A 19,729-nucleotide genomic window follows, 5' to 3' on the forward strand; every position below is an offset into this window, starting at 1 on the left:
TGGGCAGATCTGTTGGCCATCACCGGGCAGCTTTACTGGCCCACAGCGGGCACATCAACTGGCCGCCCGTGGGCAGAACCTAATGGCCATTGACAGTTCCGCCGCCCCATTTCGGTCTCGTTATCCCAGATCAGCCGCCGAGGAGCCGCGCCGAGGGTCCCGATCAGCTCCCACATCCCGGTCAGCAGGTCCCGGGTCATCCGGGCCATGATGAACCGCGAATGCGAGGACACCATCACCGACACCGGCAGAACCCTCGGATTGCTCGACCCGACGGGTATCCGCACCTCCGGGAACCACAGAACGCACTGCGCCTGATCGCCCGGTTCGTAACTGATCCGGTCCGCGGGATCGGCAGGGGCATACTGCGGCCGGACCCTGGCCACCTTCTCACGGAACCACGCCGGAGACCCGGACCAACCCACACGCTCCGCGAGCACCGTTGCCGGCATCCGCGGGTTCTCCCTCAGCAGCGCACGAATGGCCGGTTCCACCGCCTTGATCCCGGAGTCCTGCGGCGCACGCACATAGGTCGGCGGCCTGTCAGCACGGACTGCCTTCGCGACCGTGTTCCGAGAAATACCCAACCGTGCCGCTATCGACCTCATCGACTCACCCTCGGCAAGATGCAACCGCCGAATAAGCGCCCAATCCTCCACTGCGATCACCCACCCAATCGTTTGGAACGGGTGGCTCCGTTTTCAAGCGGGCGGAAATCAGCAGTCGTTGCAACGGTTATGGTTCCGTCGAGGATGGAGCCAGTCTAGCCAGGGCTCCATAGGACTCTGCCAACCCAGCATTTCGCGCGGTCGCCGGTTGAGTTCAGCGGCCACCATAGCGAGGTATTCCGGCTTTGGACGCTGTTGGCATTTTCGTTTGAGCCGCGCTCCAGGGGCACTAGGGGTCACAGAAGTACACCGGGATTAGCGTCTGCCGCGTGAAATCCTGATGGCAGGACATTTCAGTGCCCTGATCCAAGTCAGGGAACGGCGGAGATGGGCCGGGAGCGGCCTCATCGATTCAGCCAACCCGTCGCGCAGATTTTCAGCGCCGCGGTTCCCTTCCAGATGCACAAGATGATGAAGCGCGTGGTCCGTTCTACCAGTGTGGCGATGGCCGAGCGGCTGCCCTTCCTAATGATTAAGTCCCCCTCCCAATGCCCTGGTACTAACCTGCCGATCGGTTCCGCGGGCCTGTCTCGGATCATGACCATGTCCGGGAAGCGCCTGGTCCGGTGCTCCTTCCGGCGGCGTGGCCGGCGACCGGTCCGTCCGCTGCGCAGGGAGACGGCCGGATCCACGGCTAGGTCCAAGCTTCCGCGCCCGTACAGGGCCTGATAAACGGTCTCAGGCACGATGTGCATTTCCGGGTTGTCCCGGGAAATCAGCGCGCAGACGGTTGCTGATCTGCCGGGGACTCCAGCGTTGTTTCAGGTGTTCGCGCACATACTCCCGCAGCTCCGGGTTGCCGGCGATCTTCCCAGGCCGCTGTCGGCTCCGTCTGCGCTCGGCAGTGCGCTGAGCCGTCCGCGGACGGTAACTCCCAGAGGGTTCCTTAATGTTCCGGCGGACCTCCCTGCTCAAAGTAGACGGACTACGCCCGAGCTCCATGGCAATGGCACGGATGCTGCGCCGGGCATGCAAGAGGTCCGCGATCGTGATGCGTGCGGACTCGGAGAGAAATCGGGCGGAGATCACGGCCGGCCTCTGATGGGAGATGGGAGCGTACTTCTTCATGTCTCCGGACTTCAGAACGACCGCGTGCCCGTGCCGCCATCGAGTGCCTGAACTACGGCTGATTCCTACGATCCGGCACGCTTCGGAATTGCCCATTCCCTGTTTCATCAGCTGATCATAGTGAGCCCGGGCAGCGTTCTTCAGAGGGGCGCCCCGGGACTTTCTTGGTCTTTTCATCTCTTCCAATTGCAACTCCAAAAAGCTCAGGTGTTGCAACTGTGAGAGTTGTTTGTAGCTGGTCTGGGACTGGCTGGCAGGATAGTTATCGGCCCGTTCCGCCCCGTGGACGTGACTCATGTTGCAACTGACCCCCAGGTGTCATTCGGTCGACTTGTCCGTCCATCGGGGTGGTCCGGCCGGCACCCGTCCGGCCCACCTCGGTAGCTTGATCAGAAGATTGCCCACCCCTTGCGGGGCGTGGCCCATCACAGTGCTGTTCCTTTGGTGACCTCTACCCGGACTGGTGCCGGCCGGTGACGGCCATGACCACATCCGTCAAGAGGAAGGTACGAATGACCGCCATGTCTATCGTCGCGCATGCCCATCCGTTTGTCGTGGGTGTCGACACGCACGCCCGAAACCATGTCTACGCCATCCTCGACGCTACCAACCGCGCACTACTGGATACGCAGTCGGTCCCCACCACCGCATCCGGGATCAACCGGGCCATCAAATGGGTCGCACGCCGCACCAACGCTGACGCAGACACGCTCTGGGTCATCGAAGGCGCTGCGTCCTACGAGGCGATCCTCGCCGGCACCGTGGCTGCCCACGGATTCCCGGTCGCCGAGGCCCCGTGGATGGATGCCAAGAAGAGCCGGGGCGTGGGCAAGTCTGATGCCTTGGACGCCCACCGGATCGCCATGGCCATTCTGCCTCTGCCGGTGGACAAGCTGCGCCGACCACGCCTTCATGACGGGGTCCGCCAAGGCGTGCGGATCCTGGTAACCGCGCGGGGATCCATGAGCAAGGACCGGACCCGGTCGGTCAACGCGCTCAACGCGCTGGTGCGCGGCAACGACTTGGGCATCGATGCCCGCCAGAAGCTCACAGACGCCCAGATCACGGAAGTCTCGAAGTGGCGTTCCCGCGAGGAAGAGCTTTCCTTGTCCATCGCCCGTGTCGAGGCAGTGCGGCTGGCCAAACACGTCCTGGCGCTGGATGAGCAACTCACGGCCAACGAGAACCAGCTGGACGATCTGGTGAAGGTCAGCGAGGCCGCACCGTTGCTGGAGGAGACGGGGTTCAGGGCGATCAGCGCTGCGAAGTGCCTCGCCGCGTGGTCGCACGAAGGCCGGGTCCGTAACGAGGCAGCATTTGCCTCCCTGGCAGGGGTAAATCCGATCCCCGCGTCCTCCGGGAACACTGTCCGGCACCGGTTGAACAGGGGCGGTGACCGGTCTCTGAATAGTGCCCTACACATGGTCGCGATCGTCAGGATGACCCATGACGGCGAAACCCGCGAGTACGTGGAGAAGCGACGCGCCGAGGGCCGTACAGACAAGGAAATTCGTCGTTGCATCAAACGCTACCTGGCCCGCCGCATCTACCGCACGCTCAGCGCGGCGCGGTAGGTGCGACGAACGCGGCTTGACAGATATAGAAGAGTCGACCACTAGACGCCAAGCCATCACGACGGCTCAGTTTTCGACCGTCACCGACACGGGACCCAACCATCAACTCGCCGCCTCGTCCGACAAATCGAAAGGCTCGGAGCGGAGGTCACCATCACCCGTCCAGCCAGCTGGCACACCTTCCCGACTCAACGCGGGGACTCACACTTCAGTGCCAGAAACGCCAACTGAAACAGGGCCACCGACCGGGAATAACGAGTTTTGATGTGTTTGCTCCCAGGGGGTGGGGTGCCATGGTTCCACGTCCCGGTTCCGGGCGAAGGTCGCCGCGATCCGGCCGGGATAAGCCCTACGACTGTATTGAGCGTTCTCTCGGAGACTCAGCAGAAGCGCCAAGCGAGATTTCGAAAGTCGATGAGTAGCTGTACTAGCTCACCCTGTGCCGGAGTGCATGCGCTCCCACTATGGCGGCCATCCATTGCTCGGCCGCCGCCGACCAAGAAAAGCTCTCTACCGCATAGTCACGAGAAATAGACTGAGCCGCAAGATATTCAGTCGGTGCCATTAGCTCTATTACGGCAGCGGCAAGTGTTTCACCGGTTGGATTCCTCACTAACCGGCCAGCCTGAACGGGCAAGTCCTTCGCCGCCGCAACATTCGTACTCACTACGCACGGTAGACCGAAGGAAACCGCCTCGGCAAAGCCAATGCCAAAGTTCTCATCCTCGCTTGGAAGCAAAAAAAAGTCCGAATCTATGAATGCCTTCATCTTTGCAGCGCCAGAGAGCTGCCCGACGAACCGTACGTTGTCCGACACTCCTCTACTCAATGCATGACCTGCAAGGCGCTCAATCAAATTGAGCGGTCCTTCTCCGGCAATTGTCAAACTCGCATCAATATTTCGTTCTTTTAGATGCGCCAGCGCATCAATCGAAAGATCGATTCGCTTTTTCTCGGCAATTCGTGAGAACGAAAGCAAACGAATAGGATCATGCGGCTGTGGTTCCTGCCTGTATTCTGTCGGGATGGGCACCCCAACCCCGGCAACCTGAACGTTCGCGCCGGCGAACTTCTGGACTAATTCCTCCCGCTCAATCATAGAACCCGTGACGAAGGAACACACTCGCAGTCTAGTAACCAATCCTGCACTTGCATCAAAAATAAACTTTTTGAAGCGGCTGTAACCTTGCTGACGAACTGTAAGAGCCCCATGCGGCATAATAAATACGCAACAATTGAAGAGTCTACCTAGAAGACTAGCGAACGGAACCCAAACCAAATAGTAACCATGGATAATCAAAGCATCCGCAGACCTGAGTGTTCGCAGAAACGGAAGAAGGCCCAACCACCTCCCGGCGTTATCAGAACGCAGGCCGATCCTCCGCGGGCCTGGCGACGGCAGGTCTGCAACAAGCCTGCTCTCCTCGTATAAAACCGACTGATGAATATCACCCGCAATCCAGAACAGGTCTGCCTTGCACTCAGGCATTCTGTTAAGTGCGCGGTTTAATTCAAATGAGTTCCGTGCTGGCCCACCATCAGCAATCGACAAAGTATTCACCATTTGAACAATCTTCATAGAAGTTAAATCGTTTCTTCTCGTTGGTCAGCCGTGAGAATATTGGTTCGCTCGATCTCGCGGACCTTTAGCCCGATCTGCCAGTAATAGGATGCAAGGGCAAAAGCATAATCAAATCCAGGTCGCCCGTCCCGGAATCCGTGCTTTCCTAGGTATGAATAGAGGAAGAAAAATAGCGGCTTGAACGGAACCTTGTCAAAGAGTCTTCCTTGGGGAGTGCGTCGCTGTGCCGCCGCTTCCCTCACCGCCGGATGCGTCCTTAAGAACGCCTCCCACTCAGAGTATCGATTATGGCGTTCAAACCAAGTTCTGACCGGATCCTTGTCATCGTGGAGTATCCGACCTAACAATTTCGGCACGTTTCCGATGGCAGTCGGCTGGTAGTGACCCTCAAGCTCACCCATACCCGGGGCAGCCAAATCGTCAATAACCGGAAACGCTACCAGCGCGCGGTTAACCAAAGCACGTTTAAAAACGCGATGACCGTGCTTAAGGATTCTTCCGGCAAAGACGTAGTCTAGCGGAATATCATAAGCGGCATTCACCTTGGCCTGGAGTTCAGGAATTAGACTACGCAACTCCTGGAGTAATCCATGGGTTGGAACCTCATCAGCGTCTATGAATAGGATCCATTCATGTTTCGTGACAACATTATCGAGCTGCCACTGTTTCTTCTTAGGATATTCTCCATTCCATGTGAAGTTAACAATAGAGAAGCCTAGAGACGATGATATTTCAACGGTTCTATCAGTACTATCTGAGTCCACGACTATGACTTCACTAAAGTCGCCCAGCCCCATCAAGCAGGCCTCGATTCCAACTTCCTCATTTTTAGTCTGCACCAGAACACTTATAGGTAGTTTTTCCATCAGTAATTCATTTCTAGTTCAGTTCCAATTTGCTTAGAATCGTGGACCCTTGACCTCTGCGTCCGGTGCACCATAAATTACACCGCTAGCCACCTCGCCCGAGACGACAGTCATAGGCTTTACAAGTGTTGAATCTCCTATTATTGCGCCCCCTGTTACAACACATCTCGCCGTGAGCCAGGTACCATTCCCAATCACCACTGGTTTCGTTATAAGGGCCATATCTCTCCTGTGCGCATGACTGCCTGTAGTGATCATGGTTTCTTGGGAAACAACGGTATCGTGACCGATCCGGACGAGATCTTGATTATGAATCCAGACCCCCTCTCCAATCCAAGACCGATCACCAACGCTTAACTTCCAGGGAAACTTGACTCTGGTTCGCGGCCGAAAGATCACTCCCGGTCCTATGTCCGCGCCAAAAGCGCGAAGGACGGCGACCCTCAGGCCTGAACTCACCTGCCACGGATTGGTGACGAAGATCAGCTCTACGGCTGCCCAGAGGTATATAACGGCTTTGGGTCTATCCCAAGCCATCGCTTCCCCCGGCGCCTTGGACAAGTCTATTACCTTGTTTGACATGACTTCCCGCCCCCATCGTCCTAAACTTGCCCCGTTCCGACGTGAACAGGCCCGGCGGGCCTGCCTCGAACAAAGACAAGGATGCTCCGCACTATTCTTACACTTGTGACTAAACCACATCTGCGGATAACCATCCTGGGCCTCAACTACGCACCAGAGCCCTCCGGCAACGCCCCATACACCACGAGCTTGGCGGAAGGGCTGTTTGCTGCCGGTCACTCTGTTCACGTCGTCACCGGTTACCCTCACTATCCCGAATGGGACCTACGGGCCGGATACACGGGCTGGATGAAGACGGAGATCATCAATGGCGTGACCGTGAAGCGTCTTCGTCATCACATTCCTCGCCACCCCACACCTCTGGGCCGCTTGCACATGGAGTTGAGCTTCGGATTTCGACTTATGTTTGCTCGTTGGCAGAAGCCTGACGTCGTTCTTGTTGTTAGTCCGGCTCTATTTTCGTGCGCACTCGCCATCCTGCGGATCCGACTGCGGCCCAACAGGCCCGCTGTCGGGATTTGGATTCAGGATCTATACAGTCGCGGAGTCAGCGAAACTGGCACCGGTGGAAGAAGATCGGCTCAGCTTGCTACCTCGTTGGAATCAACAATTCTCAACGCGGCAGACGGAGTTGCAGCAATTCACGAGCGGTTCAAGAGGCACATGGTGGTCTCCTTAGGAGTGCCGGAGAACCGGGTCGAAGTCATCCGCAACTGGACCCATCTGCCAACTTCCCCGACGTCGGGCATTGCTGAAATGAGAACCCAGCTCGGCTGGGCTTCAAGCGATATCGTGGTGCTGCACGCTGGAAACATGGGAAAGAAACAAGGACTTGAAAACGTCATCGAAGCTGCCCGGATCGCAGGCGCGCGAGGAAGTTCCGTACGATTCGTCCTTATGGGCGACGGGAACCAGCGCCGCCGGCTAGAGGAGCTAGCGCGAGACGTGCCTAATATCACCTTTGTCGATCCCCTTCCTGGACATACATTTCAAGTCGCGCTGGCCGCGGCCGATGTTCTCCTTGTTAACGAGCTACCTGGAGTCAAGGACATGGCAGTTCCAAGCAAATTGACCTCGTATTTCAATGCTGGGGTTCCTGTCATGGCAGCCACAGACTCGGACAGCGTCACGGCCCACGAAATAGAAACCTCAGGTGGAGGTGTGCGGGTGGACGCTGCTGTTCCCTTGGCATTGGTGGAAACTGCTGAGTCCCTCGCCCGCGAGCCAGCGATCGCAGCGAGGATGGTGGAAAACGCTCTGCGCTTCAGGCATGAAACATTGTCGGAATCCGCAGCCGTTGCCCACTATGATGAGTTCATCACGAGTCTGGCATCGTCGCGCGGCCGATAGGCCGGGCGACTATTTTTTGCATAATAACTATTTTCTGGGGGTAGCATGACCAAGCGCGCACTGATAACCGGGATCACGGGCCAGGACGGCTCGTATCTGGCGGAGCTTTTGCTCTCAAAGGGATACGAAGTGCACGGCCTCATTCGGCGGGCTTCCACTTTCAATACCGCCAGGGTTGATCACCTCTACGTAGACCCACACGATCCAAAGGCAAAGCTTTTCCTCCACTACGGAGATTTGAGTGACGGGGCCAGGCTGGTCACCCTTCTCGCGGAGATCAATCCGGACGAGGTCTACAACTTGGCTGCCCAGTCTCACGTCCGTGTGTCATTCGATGAACCAGAACACACCGCGGACACAACTGGCGTTGGCACCATCCGACTACTCGAAGCTGTCCGCATGTCCGGCATCGAAACCAGGTTCTATCAGGCCTCCTCCTCCGAGATGTTTGGCGCCACGCCTCCTCCTCAAAATGAAGGGACTCCGTTCTATCCGCGCTCCCCGTACGGGGCTGCAAAGGTGTACAGCTACTGGATTACTAAAAACTACCGTGAGGCGTACGGGATGTTTGCCGTCAACGGCATCCTCTTCAATCATGAGTCCCCCCGTCGTGGCGAAACCTTTGTGACGCGCAAGATAACCCGTGCCGTAGCGGCCATTAAGGCGGGCAAGCAGGACCTGCTTTACATGGGTAATTTGGATGCAGTTCGCGACTGGGGCTACGCAGCGGAGTATGTTGAAGGAATGTGGCGCATGTTGCAGGCCGATGAACCTGACGACTTCGTTCTGGCCACGGGTGGCAATTACACGGTGCGCGATTTCCTCCAGATTTCCTTTGAGCATGCTGGCTTGGACTGGGAGAACCACGTGCGATTCGATGAGCGCTACCTTCGTCCCACCGAGGTTGATGCCCTAGTCGGCGACGCCTCTAAGGCACAGGAAAAGCTAGGCTGGAAGGCCTCGGTTCACACTCCCGAGTTGGCCCGCATCATGGTCGATGCTGACATTGAAGCCCTTAAACACGCTGGGAATCATTGGATTGACTCCGTCGAGCTCGAAAGCTGGAAGAACTAGTGTCTGAAGACGTCAGATTTACTCCCAGCGCACTTGACCGATCATCGGCTTTTTACATTGCTGGTCACCGGGGACTTGTAGGTTCGGCGATCTGGCGGAACTTGGAATCCGAAGGGTTCACAAACCTTATTGGACTGACGTCATCTGAACTCGACCTAACAGACCGCGATGCGGTGTTTGCCTTCTTTTCAGAGTCAAAGCCCCGCTACGTCGTTCTTGCCGCTGCCAAGGTCGGCGGCATTCTTGCGAATAGTACATGTCCCGTTGACTTTCTTAGTGACAACCTGAGGATCCAGGTCAACGTCCTCGATGCGGCGCGTGAACACGGGGTGGAACGTCTGCTGTTCCTGGGGTCTTCCTGCATCTATCCAAAATTCGCCGATCAGCCTATCCGCGAAGATTCGTTGCTCACTGGGCACCTGGAACCAACTAACGATGCTTATGCCATTGCCAAAATCGCGGGAATCATGCACGTCCAGGCAACTCGCCGACAGTACGGACTACCGTGGATCTCGGCAATGCCGACTAACCTCTACGGGCCCGGAGATAACTTCTCGCCTACGGGTTCCCACGTCTTGCCAGCTTTGATAAGGCGCTATGACGAAGCGGCGCGGTCGGGTGCCCAAGTTGTGACCAACTGGGGCACCGGATCACCACGGAGAGAATTTCTGCATGTGGACGACATGGCGGCAGCGTGTCTACACCTGATGGAGAAGTACGACGGGCCATCGCAGGTCAACGTGGGAACGGGCAGCGACGTAACAATTCAAGAGCTTGCTTCGCTGGTGGCATCAGCGGTCGGTTATAAGGGCGAAATCGCCTGGGATGCTACGAAGCCCGACGGAACGCCTAGGAAGCTGCTCGATGTTTCCAAACTGGCCGACGCGGGCTGGTCTGCGTCAATCGGACTTGAAGAAGGGATTCGTACAACAGTCGAATGGTTCAGAGAGAATTCTCTGTCTGTTCGCAGCTAGCCTTCGGGGAATGGGGGATTCGGTGAGTGAGGACGCCAACTGGCGCAGGCGTTCGTCGCGGCGTTTACGAATGGTCGATGCCTTCGTCGTGATTTGGGCTGTTGTGGGGGCCTTCCTGATTCGTTTCGGCCTGGACCCGGATTTCAATTCTTCCAGCCAGGACGCCGCGTACGTGTGGTTTTCGGTGGTCCTCGCGGGAGCGTGGTGGTTGATGCTGGGAGCGTGGAACAGCCGTCAGAGCCGAATTCTCGGATCCGGGCCGGACGAGTACAAGCGAGTGGCTGCGGCCTCCCTCTGGCTGTTCGGCATAGTTGCCATAGTTTCCTATGTCTTTCGAATTGACACAGCGCGGGGGTACGTGGGGTTGGCGCTTCCCGTCGGGCTGCTCGGACTCCTGCTAGGTCGATGGCTGATCAGGCAACACCTCAGTATCAAGCGCGGGCAGGGCCATAGCATGTCCCGCCTACTCCTGGTGGGCGGACCCGGTGCTGTCTCGCATTTGGCGTCGTCGCTGAAAAGCGCAAAGCATGCCGGGTACCTTCCTGTTGCGGTTTACATGCCTGGGGTTGACAGTATGGTCAGTGTCGAACCAAATTCGGGACTTGAGATTGTGGGGCACAAACCCGACGCGCGCTCCATAGTCGCTGCTTTAGGTGCCTGCGGCGCGGATGCGGTGGCAGTCTCCGCAGGTGTTCAATTGCATCCGCAGACGCTCCGACACCTGGGCTGGGAGCTGGCTGCTCGGAATATTGGGCTGATAATGGCACCTGCCCTAACGGACATTGCTGGGCCTCGGATTCATACCCAGCAGGTCGCAGGTTTGCCTCTGATTCATGTCACGACGCCTACGCTTGAAGCAGGCCAACGAGTCGCCAAGCGGCTTTTTGACCTTGTCGCAGCGGGCATTCTGCTTTTACTGGCATCACCAGCGATGATCCTCGTGGCCGCCCTGATAAAGCTGGATAGCGCTGGCCCCGTCTTTTTCCGGCAGGAACGAGTCGGAATGGAAGGGAACCATTTCTATATGCTCAAGTTCCGGTCCATGGCCATCGACGCCGAAGCCCGCCTCGCAGAGCTGGCCCGGAAGAACGAAGGAAGTGGCCCGCTCTTTAAAATGAAGAATGACCCACGGGTGACACGCATCGGCGGAGTCCTGCGTCGGTTCAGCGTCGATGAATTGCCTCAGTTGTTAAATGTCCTCAGTGGATCAATGAGTCTAGTTGGCCCACGTCCTCCCCTTCCCCGGGAAGTCGAGGCCTATGAAAGCGACGTTCGTCGTCGACTGCTGGTCAAGCCCGGTCTCACAGGACTCTGGCAGGTGAGCGGGCGATCCAATCTGTCATGGCAGGACTCAGTCCGGCTGGACTTGTACTACGTGGAAAACTGGTCGCTAGCCGGCGACCTCGTAATCATTCTCCGAACCGTCCGTGCTGTCTTTGGCAGTGCCGGCGCCTACTAATCTCGCTGATCTCGTTTAAAAACCGACGCGAACAACTGACCCCTTGGGGAAGGAATCATCACAATGCGCATATCTGTAATCGGCTGCGGCTACTTGGGCGCTGTTCATGCTGCATGCATGGCGAAGTTAGGCCACGAGGTGGTCGGTATCGACGTGGACGTGCGGAAAATCGAGGAACTCTCAGCAGCCCGCGCGCCCTTTTACGAACCCGGACTTGAGGATCTCTTAAGGGAGGTTCAGGAAACGGGACGGCTGTCCTTCACAACCGACTTAGCGGCTGCCGCAGGAAGCGCTGTGCACTTCATTTGCGTCGGCACGCCCCAAAAAAAGGGTGAGAACGGTGCCGATATGACATATGTCGACGCCGCCGCTACAGGCCTCCTCCCCTACCTCTCGCCAAACGACGTCGTGGTAGGAAAGTCGACCGTGCCTGTGGGAACAGCCTCTCGTCTCGCGGAGCTTCTCCAGGCAGAACAACCTGATGCGCACCTAGTCTGGAATCCGGAATTCCTGCGCGAAGGCCATGCAGTTGCAGACACTCTCCATCCCGACCGCTTCGTTTACGGAGTTTCCGACGGCTCGGAGGACCATCCCGCAGTTGCCGTCCTGGATGAGGTTTACTCGTCCCCACTTGCATCAGGCACTCCCCGTCTCGTGACCGACCATCCGACGGCGGAGCTCGTCAAGACGGCCGCAAATTCCTTCCTCGCCACCAAGATTTCATTCATCAACGCCATGGCTGAAGTTTGCGAAGCAGCAGGTGCAGACGTAACACAACTCGCTGACGCTATTGGCATGGATGATAGGATCGGCCGGAAATTCCTTAATGCCGGCATCGGCTTTGGCGGAGGTTGCCTGCCGAAGGACATCCGTGCGTTCATGGCGCGCGCGGGAGAGCTCGGCGCCGATCAAGCACTGACTTTCCTCCGTGAGGTCGATGCCATCAACATGCGCCGCAGAAGTCGTGTGGTTGAGCTTACGCGCGACTTATGCAATGGGTCTCTCTTAGGGAAGAGAGTCACGGTGCTGGGTGCCGCCTTTAAGCCTGAAAGTGATGACGTACGCGACTCCCCTGCCCTCAGCATTGCGGCGCAGCTGCAACTGCAGGGCGCCGTCGTCACGGTGTCGGATCCGAAGGCTTTGTCAAACGCCGCCCGTAGATTCCCGGAACTCAATTACGAAGCCGACACTTCGGCTGCAGCCGAGGGGGCGGACGCATTGCTGTTGCTCACTGAGTGGCAGGAGTACCGCGACCTAGACCCTTACGCGTTGATGGAGTTAGTTTCTGCACCTCGGATCCTTGACGGCCGCAATGTCTTGGACGCAGCCAAGTGGCGTTCTGCTGGCTGGAACTACCGAGGTCTAGGCCGACCCTGATTATGGCTGAAACTCAGGGCACATCTGCCAATAATGCCCCGTCCAGGACCCGACGGCCTTCAAATTCCGGCCGGAAAGGTCTTCGCCGACGGACCCTAGCCATCCTGGTCTCACTGGGGGGCATCTTTCTCATCGTTTTAGCCGGAGCGGCCTGGCTGGGCAACAAAGCGTCGGAGATAAATTCCGAACTCACCTCGGCGACCGACCTGATCCCCTCCCTTAAGGAGGAGATATCAAACGACAACGCAGACGGGGCTGGCGCCACAGTTGATCAAATTCGCGCCCACACGGCCGCCGCCAAGCGCGCCGCTGACGACCCTGTGTGGACCTTGGGGTCGACCCTGCCCGGAATCGGAACTAATCTCAGCGCCGTCTCCGAGGTTGCACGCTCAGCCGATGATGTAGCAACCCTCGGTCTCGCGCCGCTCGTAAAGGTCTATAGCACTCTTGATTGGGAAACGTTGCTGCCCAGCAGCTCGGGTACCGATCTGGTGCCACTCAAAGCAGCTTCTCCAAGCATTTCTGCTGCAGCGCATGCCGTACGGCTGTCGGCGGACAGGCTAAGTCAGATCGACACCACGAAGCTCCTGCGGCAGGTGGCCGAGCCTTTGAGCAGCGCTAGAGGCCAACTGCAAGATATCACTGGAACCCTCGACGCCGCCGCCAACGCCTCGAAAATCGCGCCCGGCATGCTTGGCGCGGAAACACCACGCAACTACCTCCTCGTCATCCAAAACAATGCCGAGACTCGGGCCTCTGGCGGCATACCAGGAGCGCTTGCCGTCCTTAGTCTCGACAAGGGCAGCATGACGCTCGGTGCGCAAAGCAGCGCGGCTGACATGGGCGCCATGTCCCCCATAGTGCCCTTGGACCCCGAACAGCAGCAGATCTACTCCGGGCGCATGGGCAAGTTCATGCAAGACGTGAACCTGACGCCCGACTTCCCCACAGCCGCCAGCACGGCTCAGGCGATGTGGGAGCGGAAAACGGGACAGCGCGTTGACGGCGTGATCTCTATTGACCCGGTAGCATTGGGCTACATTTTGGATGCCACCGGCCCGGTGACCCTCAGGGATCCCGAGCTAGTGACCCTCGCATCCGGGGACCTGCCGACAAAGTTGACCGGTAAGAACGTTGTCCGGACCTTGCTCTCAGACGTGTATGCACAAATCGAGCAGCCTACCCTCCAGGATGCCTACTTTGCCGGCGTCGCTCAAGAGATCTTTGCAGCATTGTCAGGCGGCAAGGGCAACGCGAAGGGCTTGCTAGAAGGGCTTACGCGCGGAACCGCCGAGGGCCGCGTCTTGGTCTGGTCTGGGCAGCCGGCGGAACAGTCCGTAATTGGCAAATACGCCTTAAGCGGATCCATTGCTGGACCGAGCGTCGCCCCCGCACAGTTCGGTGTCTACTTCAACGACGGCACCGGCGCCAAAATGGATTACCACGTCAAGCGGACCGTCCAACTGGTGAAGGAATGCTCTCAGAACGGCTACGAGCAGACGACAGTGCGCGTTACAAGCACCAACACCGCACCCGCCGACGCCGCGACTTCCCTGCCTGCCTACGTCACCGGCGGTGGTGTTTTTGGTGTTCCCGCCGGATCGGTCCAAACCAACATTGTGGCGTACGGTCCCGTCCAGGCAAACGTGGAAACCGCGAAAGTTGACGGCGAGAGGGCCAGCTTTGCTCCCTATGTACATCGCAACCGGCCCGTGGGGGTGGTCGCTGTACGACTCGCGCCAGGTCAGAGCAAAGCGATCGACTTCACTTTCGGAAAGATCGTTCAACACACGGAACCCCTCGTTGTTGTCACTCCAACAATCCAAGATGTCAAAAATGTGATCTTGGCCACCAAGGAGGCGTCATGCAGCCAGTAATCATGGCCGGCTCGTTAACACTATGTAAACCGTTTTGATTGACGTTGCTCGGGTGGCGAGTTGGGTGGTACCGTCTTTTTGGGATATTTATCCGAATTTCCGCACAGGTCTCGCGCGGACAGGCAGTTCCTAAGTTCGGGTACATCAAAAAACTTTAACGTCTCCGGGGGGACAAGCATGAAAAAAGCATTCGCAGCGCTCGCACTTGCGGGCTCTATTGCACTTATTGGTTCGTCACCGGCAGTAGCTGCACGCTACCCTGCCATTCCGCCACAGGCAGCCGTTTCTGACGGCACCGTTGGCCCGGGCGAGCAGTTTATTTTCAGCGGCCAGGGTCCGTTCCGTGGCGAACGCCTTACAATTCGAGTCACGCCCGGCAACGCGCCTGCCGCCGGTGGGGCGAACATTGCGGGCGGCAGGTCTTTCTCAAGCAAAATCAGCATCTTCATTGAGGCCCAGACCCTATCCACCCAGGCTGACAGCGAAGGCAAGTTCTCCGTGCCCGTCACGATCCGCGAAGCAGGAGCCTATGTCCTTACGGCCACGAGCGACGTCACCGGTTACACCGTAGGGCCTGTCCGGGTTGTAGTTGCCGCGGGATTCGCTAACGGCGGAGCGTCCGGTTCCAACGCAGGGGGAAACAACGGAGTTCCGGCTTCCACCTCCCTCTCTAACTCCGGTGGCTCCCTCGCCAACACGGGCGCTGACTCCGGTCTGGTCCTGTGGACGCTGGTTGGCGCAGGCGCACTCGCCGCCGGCGCAACTTCTGTAGTTGTGGTTCGCCGCCGCGCCAAGACTGGGTCAGCAGCGTAACGCAGCAGCCAGAAAAACCAAAGAAGGTGGGTGGTCCTGGGTTTTCCGCGGACCACCCACCTTCTGTTTTGGGTTTCGCCAAGCTCAACCACCGAACAGACCGGCTCAGCCGCAGAACCGACCTGCTCAACCACCGAACGGACGGGCTCAACCACAGAATCTGGGAGCTCCGTGAAATACCTTGAGAGTTCTGGGCTCTGGCGTTTGATGCTGGTTGCCATGCTTATTCCCTTGGCGCTGGTTGCCTTCTGGCCCAGCCCTGTTGATGCTCCTGTCCAGGGCCACCTCACAAGCATCCTGAAATTCCTGCACGCGCACGGATTTCCCGCTTGGTTCAATTACCAGTTTGTAGAAGCGTCGGCCAACGTCATGCTCTTCGTACCCCTGGGCGCTGTGACGGCACTGGCCTTTCCGAAAATAGGCTTGTGCCGGATCGGAATTCTGGGGCTGATCATCTCCGGCTGCATAGAGCTGGGCCAGATGCTGTTTCTCGACAATCGATTCGCAAGCCCACTGGATGTTGTCACAAATGCCGGGGGGGCTGTCATTGGCGCCCTGCTGGTCGATGCGGTCCATAAACGACTACAGGCCCGCCGCAATTCAACGGGGGGCCTGTAGGGGCATCAGAGAGGCTTTAGCAGCTAGCCGACGAAAGCTTTGAGCCAGGTCTTGAGGTCCTCGCCGAACTCCACCCGCTCGGAAGCCAAGGTGATGACGGCTTTGAGGTAACTGAGCTTATCACCGGTGTCGTAGCGGCGGCCTTTGAAGACCACGCCGTACACGCCGGAGCCCTCCCCCTCGCCAGCGGCCAGGGTCTGGAGGGCGTCAGTAAGTTGGATTTCGCCGCCGCGGCCGGGTTCTGTCTTCTCCAGAACGCCGAACACTGACGGGTGCAGGACATACCGGCCAATGACGGCCAGGTTGGACGGGGCGTCGCCAACGGCTGGCTTCTCCACCAGGGTGTTAACGCGGACGAAATCTTGGCCCTCAATGGCCGTGATGTCAGCGCAGCCGTAGGCACTGATCTGGGTGGGATCCACCTCAATGAGGGCGATCACCGACCCACCAGTCGTCTGCTGCACTTCCATCATGGTGGTGAGTAGGTCTTCTGCTTCATCGATGAGGTCATCGCCCAGCAGTACGGCGAAGGGCTCCTCGCCCACGTGCTGCTGGGCGCACAGCACTGCGTGGCCCAGACCCTTGGCCTCGCCTTGGCGGACGTAGTGGATGGGACCGAGGTCAGAGGCTTCCTGGACTGATGCCAGGCGCTGCGTGTCGCCCTTGAGCTCCAGCGTCCTCTCGAGCCCGGGAGCGCGGTCAAAGTGGTCTTCGAGGGCGCGCTTACTGCGCCCAGTGATCATCAGAATATCGTCAAGGCCAGATTTGACGGCTTCCTCCACGACGTACTGAATGGCCGGCCGGTCAACCACCGGCAACATTTCCTTCGGCATCGCCTTGGTGGCGGGCAGGAAGCGTGTCCCCAGCCCGGCAGCAGGAATCACGGCTTTAGTAATAGATCTCCCCATTGTCATGAGTGAACCTTACAAAATCGATGGAGGAAACTCGCAATTCGGGGGCGTCGGTTACGGCCGTCGAGCACTCCGGTGATGTCCCAAGGAAAATCCAAGGTGTGTTACTTAGGTTTCGGAACCTAGGAAGAGCCCGCGGCTGTTCAGTGGGCGAGGAGGTACATCCGAATGTTGCCCGCAACAAGCGATGGTGTCAGCGCGCGCTGGGAGGCGGGCAACACCAAGTCGGAGAGCAGCCCACCGGCCTTGGACTTTGACCATGTACCGCTCGTGGGTCGGGACCGGATAATTGGACAGATTGTGGAGACTGTCGCGTCTCACGCCCGCGGCGTTTTGCTGGCAGGCGACCACGGTACCGGCAAGACCGCCCTGCTTGAGCACGTGGGCCAAACGTTCAACAGGGAAGTGTACGTGGTGCCGGTCCGTGGCAGCAGCATTGGCGCCCGGACCGACTATGGTGCACTGCGCTTCCTGATCGATGCCACGGAAGGCGAGGAACCGAAGAATCCGATCTTCGTGTTCCAGAAGGTGTCCAAACTGCTCCGCGTCCGCTCCGGTGGCCGGACAGTGGTTCTGCTGGTAGACAACGCTCATTTACTCGACGAACTGGCCGCGGTGGTCATCGGACTGCTGGTTCGAAGCGGCCAGGCCCGGACAGTGATTGCCTCCACCGGCATCTCCACGCTGTCTCCTGATCTTGTGGGTCTTTGGAAAGACGGTCTCCTCGACGTGCAGGACATCTTGCCGTTCACGCCCGCGGAGACCGAAACGTGGCTTGCAACTGCCTTCAACGCAAACATATCCCCTCTCGCCGTAACAACGCTCTGGGACCACAGTGGTGGCAATCCCCTCATTCTGAGAACTCTGGCGGCAGAACAGGTCCGTGCGGGGTCCCTAATGGAGAAGGATGGCACGTACGTTCTCGCTGCAGCCGTGGCACTCGATGGCAAGCCCCTATCCGACGTCCTTGCAGCGCGGCTGAGCAGGCTCTCCGTCGGGGAGCGCAATGCGTTGGAGCTGCTGGCTTTGTCAGGCGGGCTGTCCTTGGAGATGTTGCGAAGGATCACCACGCCGAAGGACATCGATTCCCTTGTGGAGCGGGGACTCGCCGTCCGCGCCGGCCGTGTGATGATCCGTGTCAAGAGCCCGGTGGTGGCCGAGATCGTAAGCCGCGAGGTTCCTCCCGGGCGGAGCATGCACCTGCAGAAACTCCTGGGCAGTTCAGTAGACCTTTCAGCTGATTCACAGGCCAGTATGAAGGCACTCGCGTCATGGCAGCTGACCTGCGGCTCCGCGCTTGAGCCGGAACTTGCACTTGGCGCTGCCGAGGCTGCCAACCGCAGCGGCGAGGGCGGGCCAGCACTACGCTTCCTGACACATCTCCGTGATCGACGCACCAGCCATCGTGCCGTCCTGAGTGAAGCTTCCGCCCTCCTCCAGCTGAACCGGCCGGCCGAGGCGGACGAGGTACTGGAGGCCTTCAGTCAAGGTCCACTGAATCTCTTGCCGCTGACTTCCATGGCGGATTTTATCCTAAAGCGCGCCGCGCTGGCCTGCATACAGAAGGACGCGCCCTCTGAGGCCGAAGGCTATCTGCGGGAGCTTCGTAAACGGCTCAGCGGGACGGAATCCGTCCCCCCTGTGGCATCAGAAATAATGCGGAGCCTCGGGGATCAGCTGACCCTTTCAGAGGCCACCATATCCAGCTACCAAGGCCGCTACAACGAATCCATTCCTGCGCTGACCTTGCTTTACGTGAATGGACGGGGCACATCCGAGGAACTGAGACTTCGAGCCGGCGCGCTGCTATCCGAAGCACTGGCGATGATTGGCCGCCAGGATGACGCCGTCCGCGTGGCGGAAGAAGTCGCCGAAAAGATGCAGGTCCCAGAGATTCCAAAACGGTTGCATGCCGAATTGCGGAAGCGCTTCATAGGCGTGTTCCTGACAGCCGGCATGTGGAACAAGTGCGCGGATATCCTCAGCCACATGACCGGCCCCCGGGCGGCATCCGGACTCTGGCTTGGCGAGCTTGACGTACTGGGTGCCGGGCTTATGCAGGCCTACGAGGGCAGGGCCCGGCAGACGCTTGAGGCACTCGAACCCATAATCGTCCAGCTTCGATTCCTGCGGTCGGAACCTGCGCTAGGTGTGGCTCTGGCGGCGTCCGCATATGCACATGCGCTCCAAGGCAATCTCCGGGAGTCGAGCGACTGCCTGCGGGAATTGAAGGCGCTGCCCCAAGGGAACGCCTGGCACTTTAATGGGCACCTTGAATATTTCTCCGCCCTCGCGCAAGCTGTGGCTGCGCCTGGCCCGGAAGCCACCGCCGAACTGCTGCAACGCGCCGACGAGGAACAACTGGCGGGCCGAGTATCACACGAGCTGTTTTTCCTGAGCGCGTTGGTGCGGTTAGGCGAACTGACTGCCGCTCCTCGGATGCTTGCTGTGGCGCGGCGATGCCAAGGCGCTTTCGCAGAGGCTTGCAGAATGCTGGCCACCGGCCTCATGGCTGAGAACCCCGAACTCCTCCTCACGGCAGGAGACCTCGCGAAGGGCTTCGGCAACGAGCGCTTCTGCCGGGATGCTGCCCTTGCTGCCCACGAAATCGCCGTCCGGACCACCAACAGGACTGCGGCGCGACGGGCACTCAATGTGGCGGGCGAAAGCGAGCGAAAGATCAACGGGCAATCTCCGCACCACGCAGCCATTGCGCTGCTGGATTGCCTTACCGGCCGTGAGCGGGAAATTGTGGAAAGGGTAACCGCCGGAGCCAGCAACAGAGATATCGCCCAGCAGCTGCACATTTCGGTCCGCACCGTAGAAGGCCATTTGTACCAGGCCTACACCAAGCTTCAGATCTCGGGCAGGGACCTTCTACACCAGGTCCATCAGGAAGCTGCCCGAGCGAGCGTGGGTGAGTGAACGATGGAGGA

General features: G+C 58.9%; 15 protein-coding genes and 1 pseudogene. 10 read left to right on the forward strand and 6 right to left on the reverse strand.

What is annotated here, in order from left to right:
• Positions 1–32: 32 nt before the first annotated feature.
• On the reverse strand, positions 33–494 hold the full coding sequence (locus J2808_RS07910) for a hypothetical protein (protein WP_309814272.1): 462 nt from the start codon (positions 492–494) through the stop codon (positions 33–35).
• 241 nt (positions 495–735) lie between these two features.
• Positions 736–1,844: pseudogene (locus J2808_RS22350) on the reverse strand (IS30 family transposase).
• A gap of 404 nt (positions 1,845–2,248) precedes the next feature.
• Between J2808_RS22350 and J2808_RS07915 the strand changes: the two are divergent.
• Positions 2,249–3,310, forward strand: a complete 1,062-nt coding sequence (locus tag J2808_RS07915; RefSeq protein ID WP_309814277.1) for an IS110 family RNA-guided transposase — start codon at positions 2,249–2,251, stop codon at positions 3,308–3,310.
• 427 nt (positions 3,311–3,737) lie between these two features.
• Here the strand turns inward: J2808_RS07915 and J2808_RS07920 are convergent, their stop codons facing one another.
• Genes J2808_RS07920 through J2808_RS07930 form a run of 3 tightly spaced genes read right to left on the reverse strand, consistent with a single transcriptional unit; the run spans position 3,738 to position 6,340 of the window.
• Positions 3,738–4,889 carry a glycosyltransferase family 4 protein gene (locus J2808_RS07920; protein WP_309814284.1) on the reverse strand — a complete coding sequence of 384 codons (1,152 nt, stop codon included), beginning with the start codon at positions 4,887–4,889 and terminating at the stop codon, positions 3,738–3,740.
• 5 nt (positions 4,890–4,894) lie between these two features.
• Complete coding sequence (locus J2808_RS07925) at positions 4,895–5,758, reverse strand: glycosyltransferase family 2 protein (protein ID WP_309814287.1); 864 nt, start codon at positions 5,756–5,758, stop codon at positions 4,895–4,897.
• Between the two features lie 33 nt (positions 5,759–5,791).
• Positions 5,792–6,340, reverse strand: coding sequence for an LbetaH domain-containing protein (locus J2808_RS07930; RefSeq protein ID WP_309814290.1), 549 nt, complete (start codon positions 6,338–6,340; stop codon positions 5,792–5,794).
• 105 nt (positions 6,341–6,445) lie between these two features.
• On the opposite strand from J2808_RS07930, the gene J2808_RS07935 reads away from it, so the two are divergent.
• The 8 genes from J2808_RS07935 (at position 6,446) to J2808_RS07970 (ending at position 15,882) form a co-directional block, all read left to right on the forward strand.
• Complete coding sequence (locus J2808_RS07935; protein WP_309814293.1) at positions 6,446–7,690, forward strand: glycosyltransferase family 4 protein; 1,245 nt, start codon at positions 6,446–6,448, stop codon at positions 7,688–7,690.
• Between the two features lie 45 nt (positions 7,691–7,735).
• Positions 7,736–8,764 (forward strand): GDP-mannose 4,6-dehydratase, encoded by a 1,029-nt coding sequence (gene gmd, locus J2808_RS07940; RefSeq protein ID WP_309814297.1) that lies wholly within the window; start codon positions 7,736–7,738, stop codon positions 8,762–8,764.
• On the forward strand, positions 8,764–9,738 hold the full coding sequence (locus J2808_RS07945; RefSeq protein ID WP_309814300.1) for a GDP-L-fucose synthase family protein: 975 nt from the start codon (positions 8,764–8,766) through the stop codon (positions 9,736–9,738). Before gmd ends, J2808_RS07945 begins: the two co-directional genes overlap by 1 nt.
• A gap of 10 nt (positions 9,739–9,748) precedes the next feature.
• Positions 9,749–11,197, forward strand: coding sequence for a sugar transferase (locus J2808_RS07950; RefSeq protein WP_309814302.1), 1,449 nt, complete (start codon positions 9,749–9,751; stop codon positions 11,195–11,197).
• Positions 11,198–11,260: 63 nt separating this feature from the next.
• Positions 11,261–12,574 (forward strand): UDP-glucose dehydrogenase family protein, encoded by a 1,314-nt coding sequence (locus J2808_RS07955; RefSeq protein ID WP_309814304.1) that lies wholly within the window; start codon positions 11,261–11,263, stop codon positions 12,572–12,574.
• 2 nt (positions 12,575–12,576) lie between these two features.
• A complete protein-coding gene (locus tag J2808_RS07960) occupies positions 12,577–14,451 on the forward strand; it encodes a DUF4012 domain-containing protein (protein ID WP_309814307.1) in 1,875 nt (624 codons plus the stop codon).
• A gap of 177 nt (positions 14,452–14,628) precedes the next feature.
• Positions 14,629–15,264, forward strand: coding sequence for an LPXTG cell wall anchor domain-containing protein (locus tag J2808_RS07965; RefSeq protein ID WP_309814310.1), 636 nt, complete (start codon positions 14,629–14,631; stop codon positions 15,262–15,264).
• A 171-nt stretch (positions 15,265–15,435) separates the two neighbouring features.
• Entirely contained in the window at positions 15,436–15,882 is a 447-nt protein-coding gene (locus J2808_RS07970) for a VanZ family protein (protein ID WP_309814311.1), read from the forward strand.
• Between the two features lie 23 nt (positions 15,883–15,905).
• Here J2808_RS07970 and galU read toward each other — a convergent pair whose 3' ends face one another.
• Positions 15,906–16,796, reverse strand: coding sequence for a UTP--glucose-1-phosphate uridylyltransferase GalU (gene galU, locus J2808_RS07975; protein ID WP_309814315.1), 891 nt, complete (start codon positions 16,794–16,796; stop codon positions 15,906–15,908).
• Positions 16,797–16,961: 165 nt separating this feature from the next.
• On the opposite strand from galU, the gene J2808_RS07980 reads away from it, so the two are divergent.
• Entirely contained in the window at positions 16,962–19,718 is a 2,757-nt protein-coding gene (locus J2808_RS07980; protein WP_309814318.1) for a LuxR C-terminal-related transcriptional regulator, read from the forward strand.
• The last annotated feature ends 11 nt before the right edge of the window (positions 19,719–19,729 follow it).

Origin of the sequence: Pseudarthrobacter sulfonivorans, assembly GCF_031454915.1 — a bacterium.
Classification (GTDB): Bacteria; Actinomycetota; Actinomycetes; order Actinomycetales; family Micrococcaceae; genus Arthrobacter; species Arthrobacter sulfonivorans_C.

Coding starts and splice junctions, on each gene's coding strand:
- J2808_RS07915 (WP_309814277.1), top strand. CDS start 2,249: ATGACCGCCATGTCTATCGTCGCGCATGCCCATCCGTTTGTCGTGGGT.
- J2808_RS07920 (WP_309814284.1), bottom strand. CDS start 4,889: ATGAAGATTGTTCAAATGGTGAATACTTTGTCGATTGCTGATGGTGGG.
- J2808_RS07925 (WP_309814287.1), bottom strand. CDS start 5,758: ATGGAAAAACTACCTATAAGTGTTCTGGTGCAGACTAAAAATGAGGAA.
- J2808_RS07930 (WP_309814290.1), bottom strand. CDS start 6,340: ATGTCAAACAAGGTAATAGACTTGTCCAAGGCGCCGGGGGAAGCGATG.
- gmd (WP_309814297.1), top strand. CDS start 7,736: ATGACCAAGCGCGCACTGATAACCGGGATCACGGGCCAGGACGGCTCG.
- J2808_RS07950 (WP_309814302.1), top strand. CDS start 9,749: ATGGGGGATTCGGTGAGTGAGGACGCCAACTGGCGCAGGCGTTCGTCG.
- J2808_RS07955 (WP_309814304.1), top strand. CDS start 11,261: ATGCGCATATCTGTAATCGGCTGCGGCTACTTGGGCGCTGTTCATGCT.
- J2808_RS07960 (WP_309814307.1), top strand. CDS start 12,577: ATGGCTGAAACTCAGGGCACATCTGCCAATAATGCCCCGTCCAGGACC.
- J2808_RS07965 (WP_309814310.1), top strand. CDS start 14,629: ATGAAAAAAGCATTCGCAGCGCTCGCACTTGCGGGCTCTATTGCACTT.
- galU (WP_309814315.1), bottom strand. CDS start 16,796: ATGACAATGGGGAGATCTATTACTAAAGCCGTGATTCCTGCTGCCGGG.
- J2808_RS07980 (WP_309814318.1), top strand. CDS start 16,962: ATGTTGCCCGCAACAAGCGATGGTGTCAGCGCGCGCTGGGAGGCGGGC.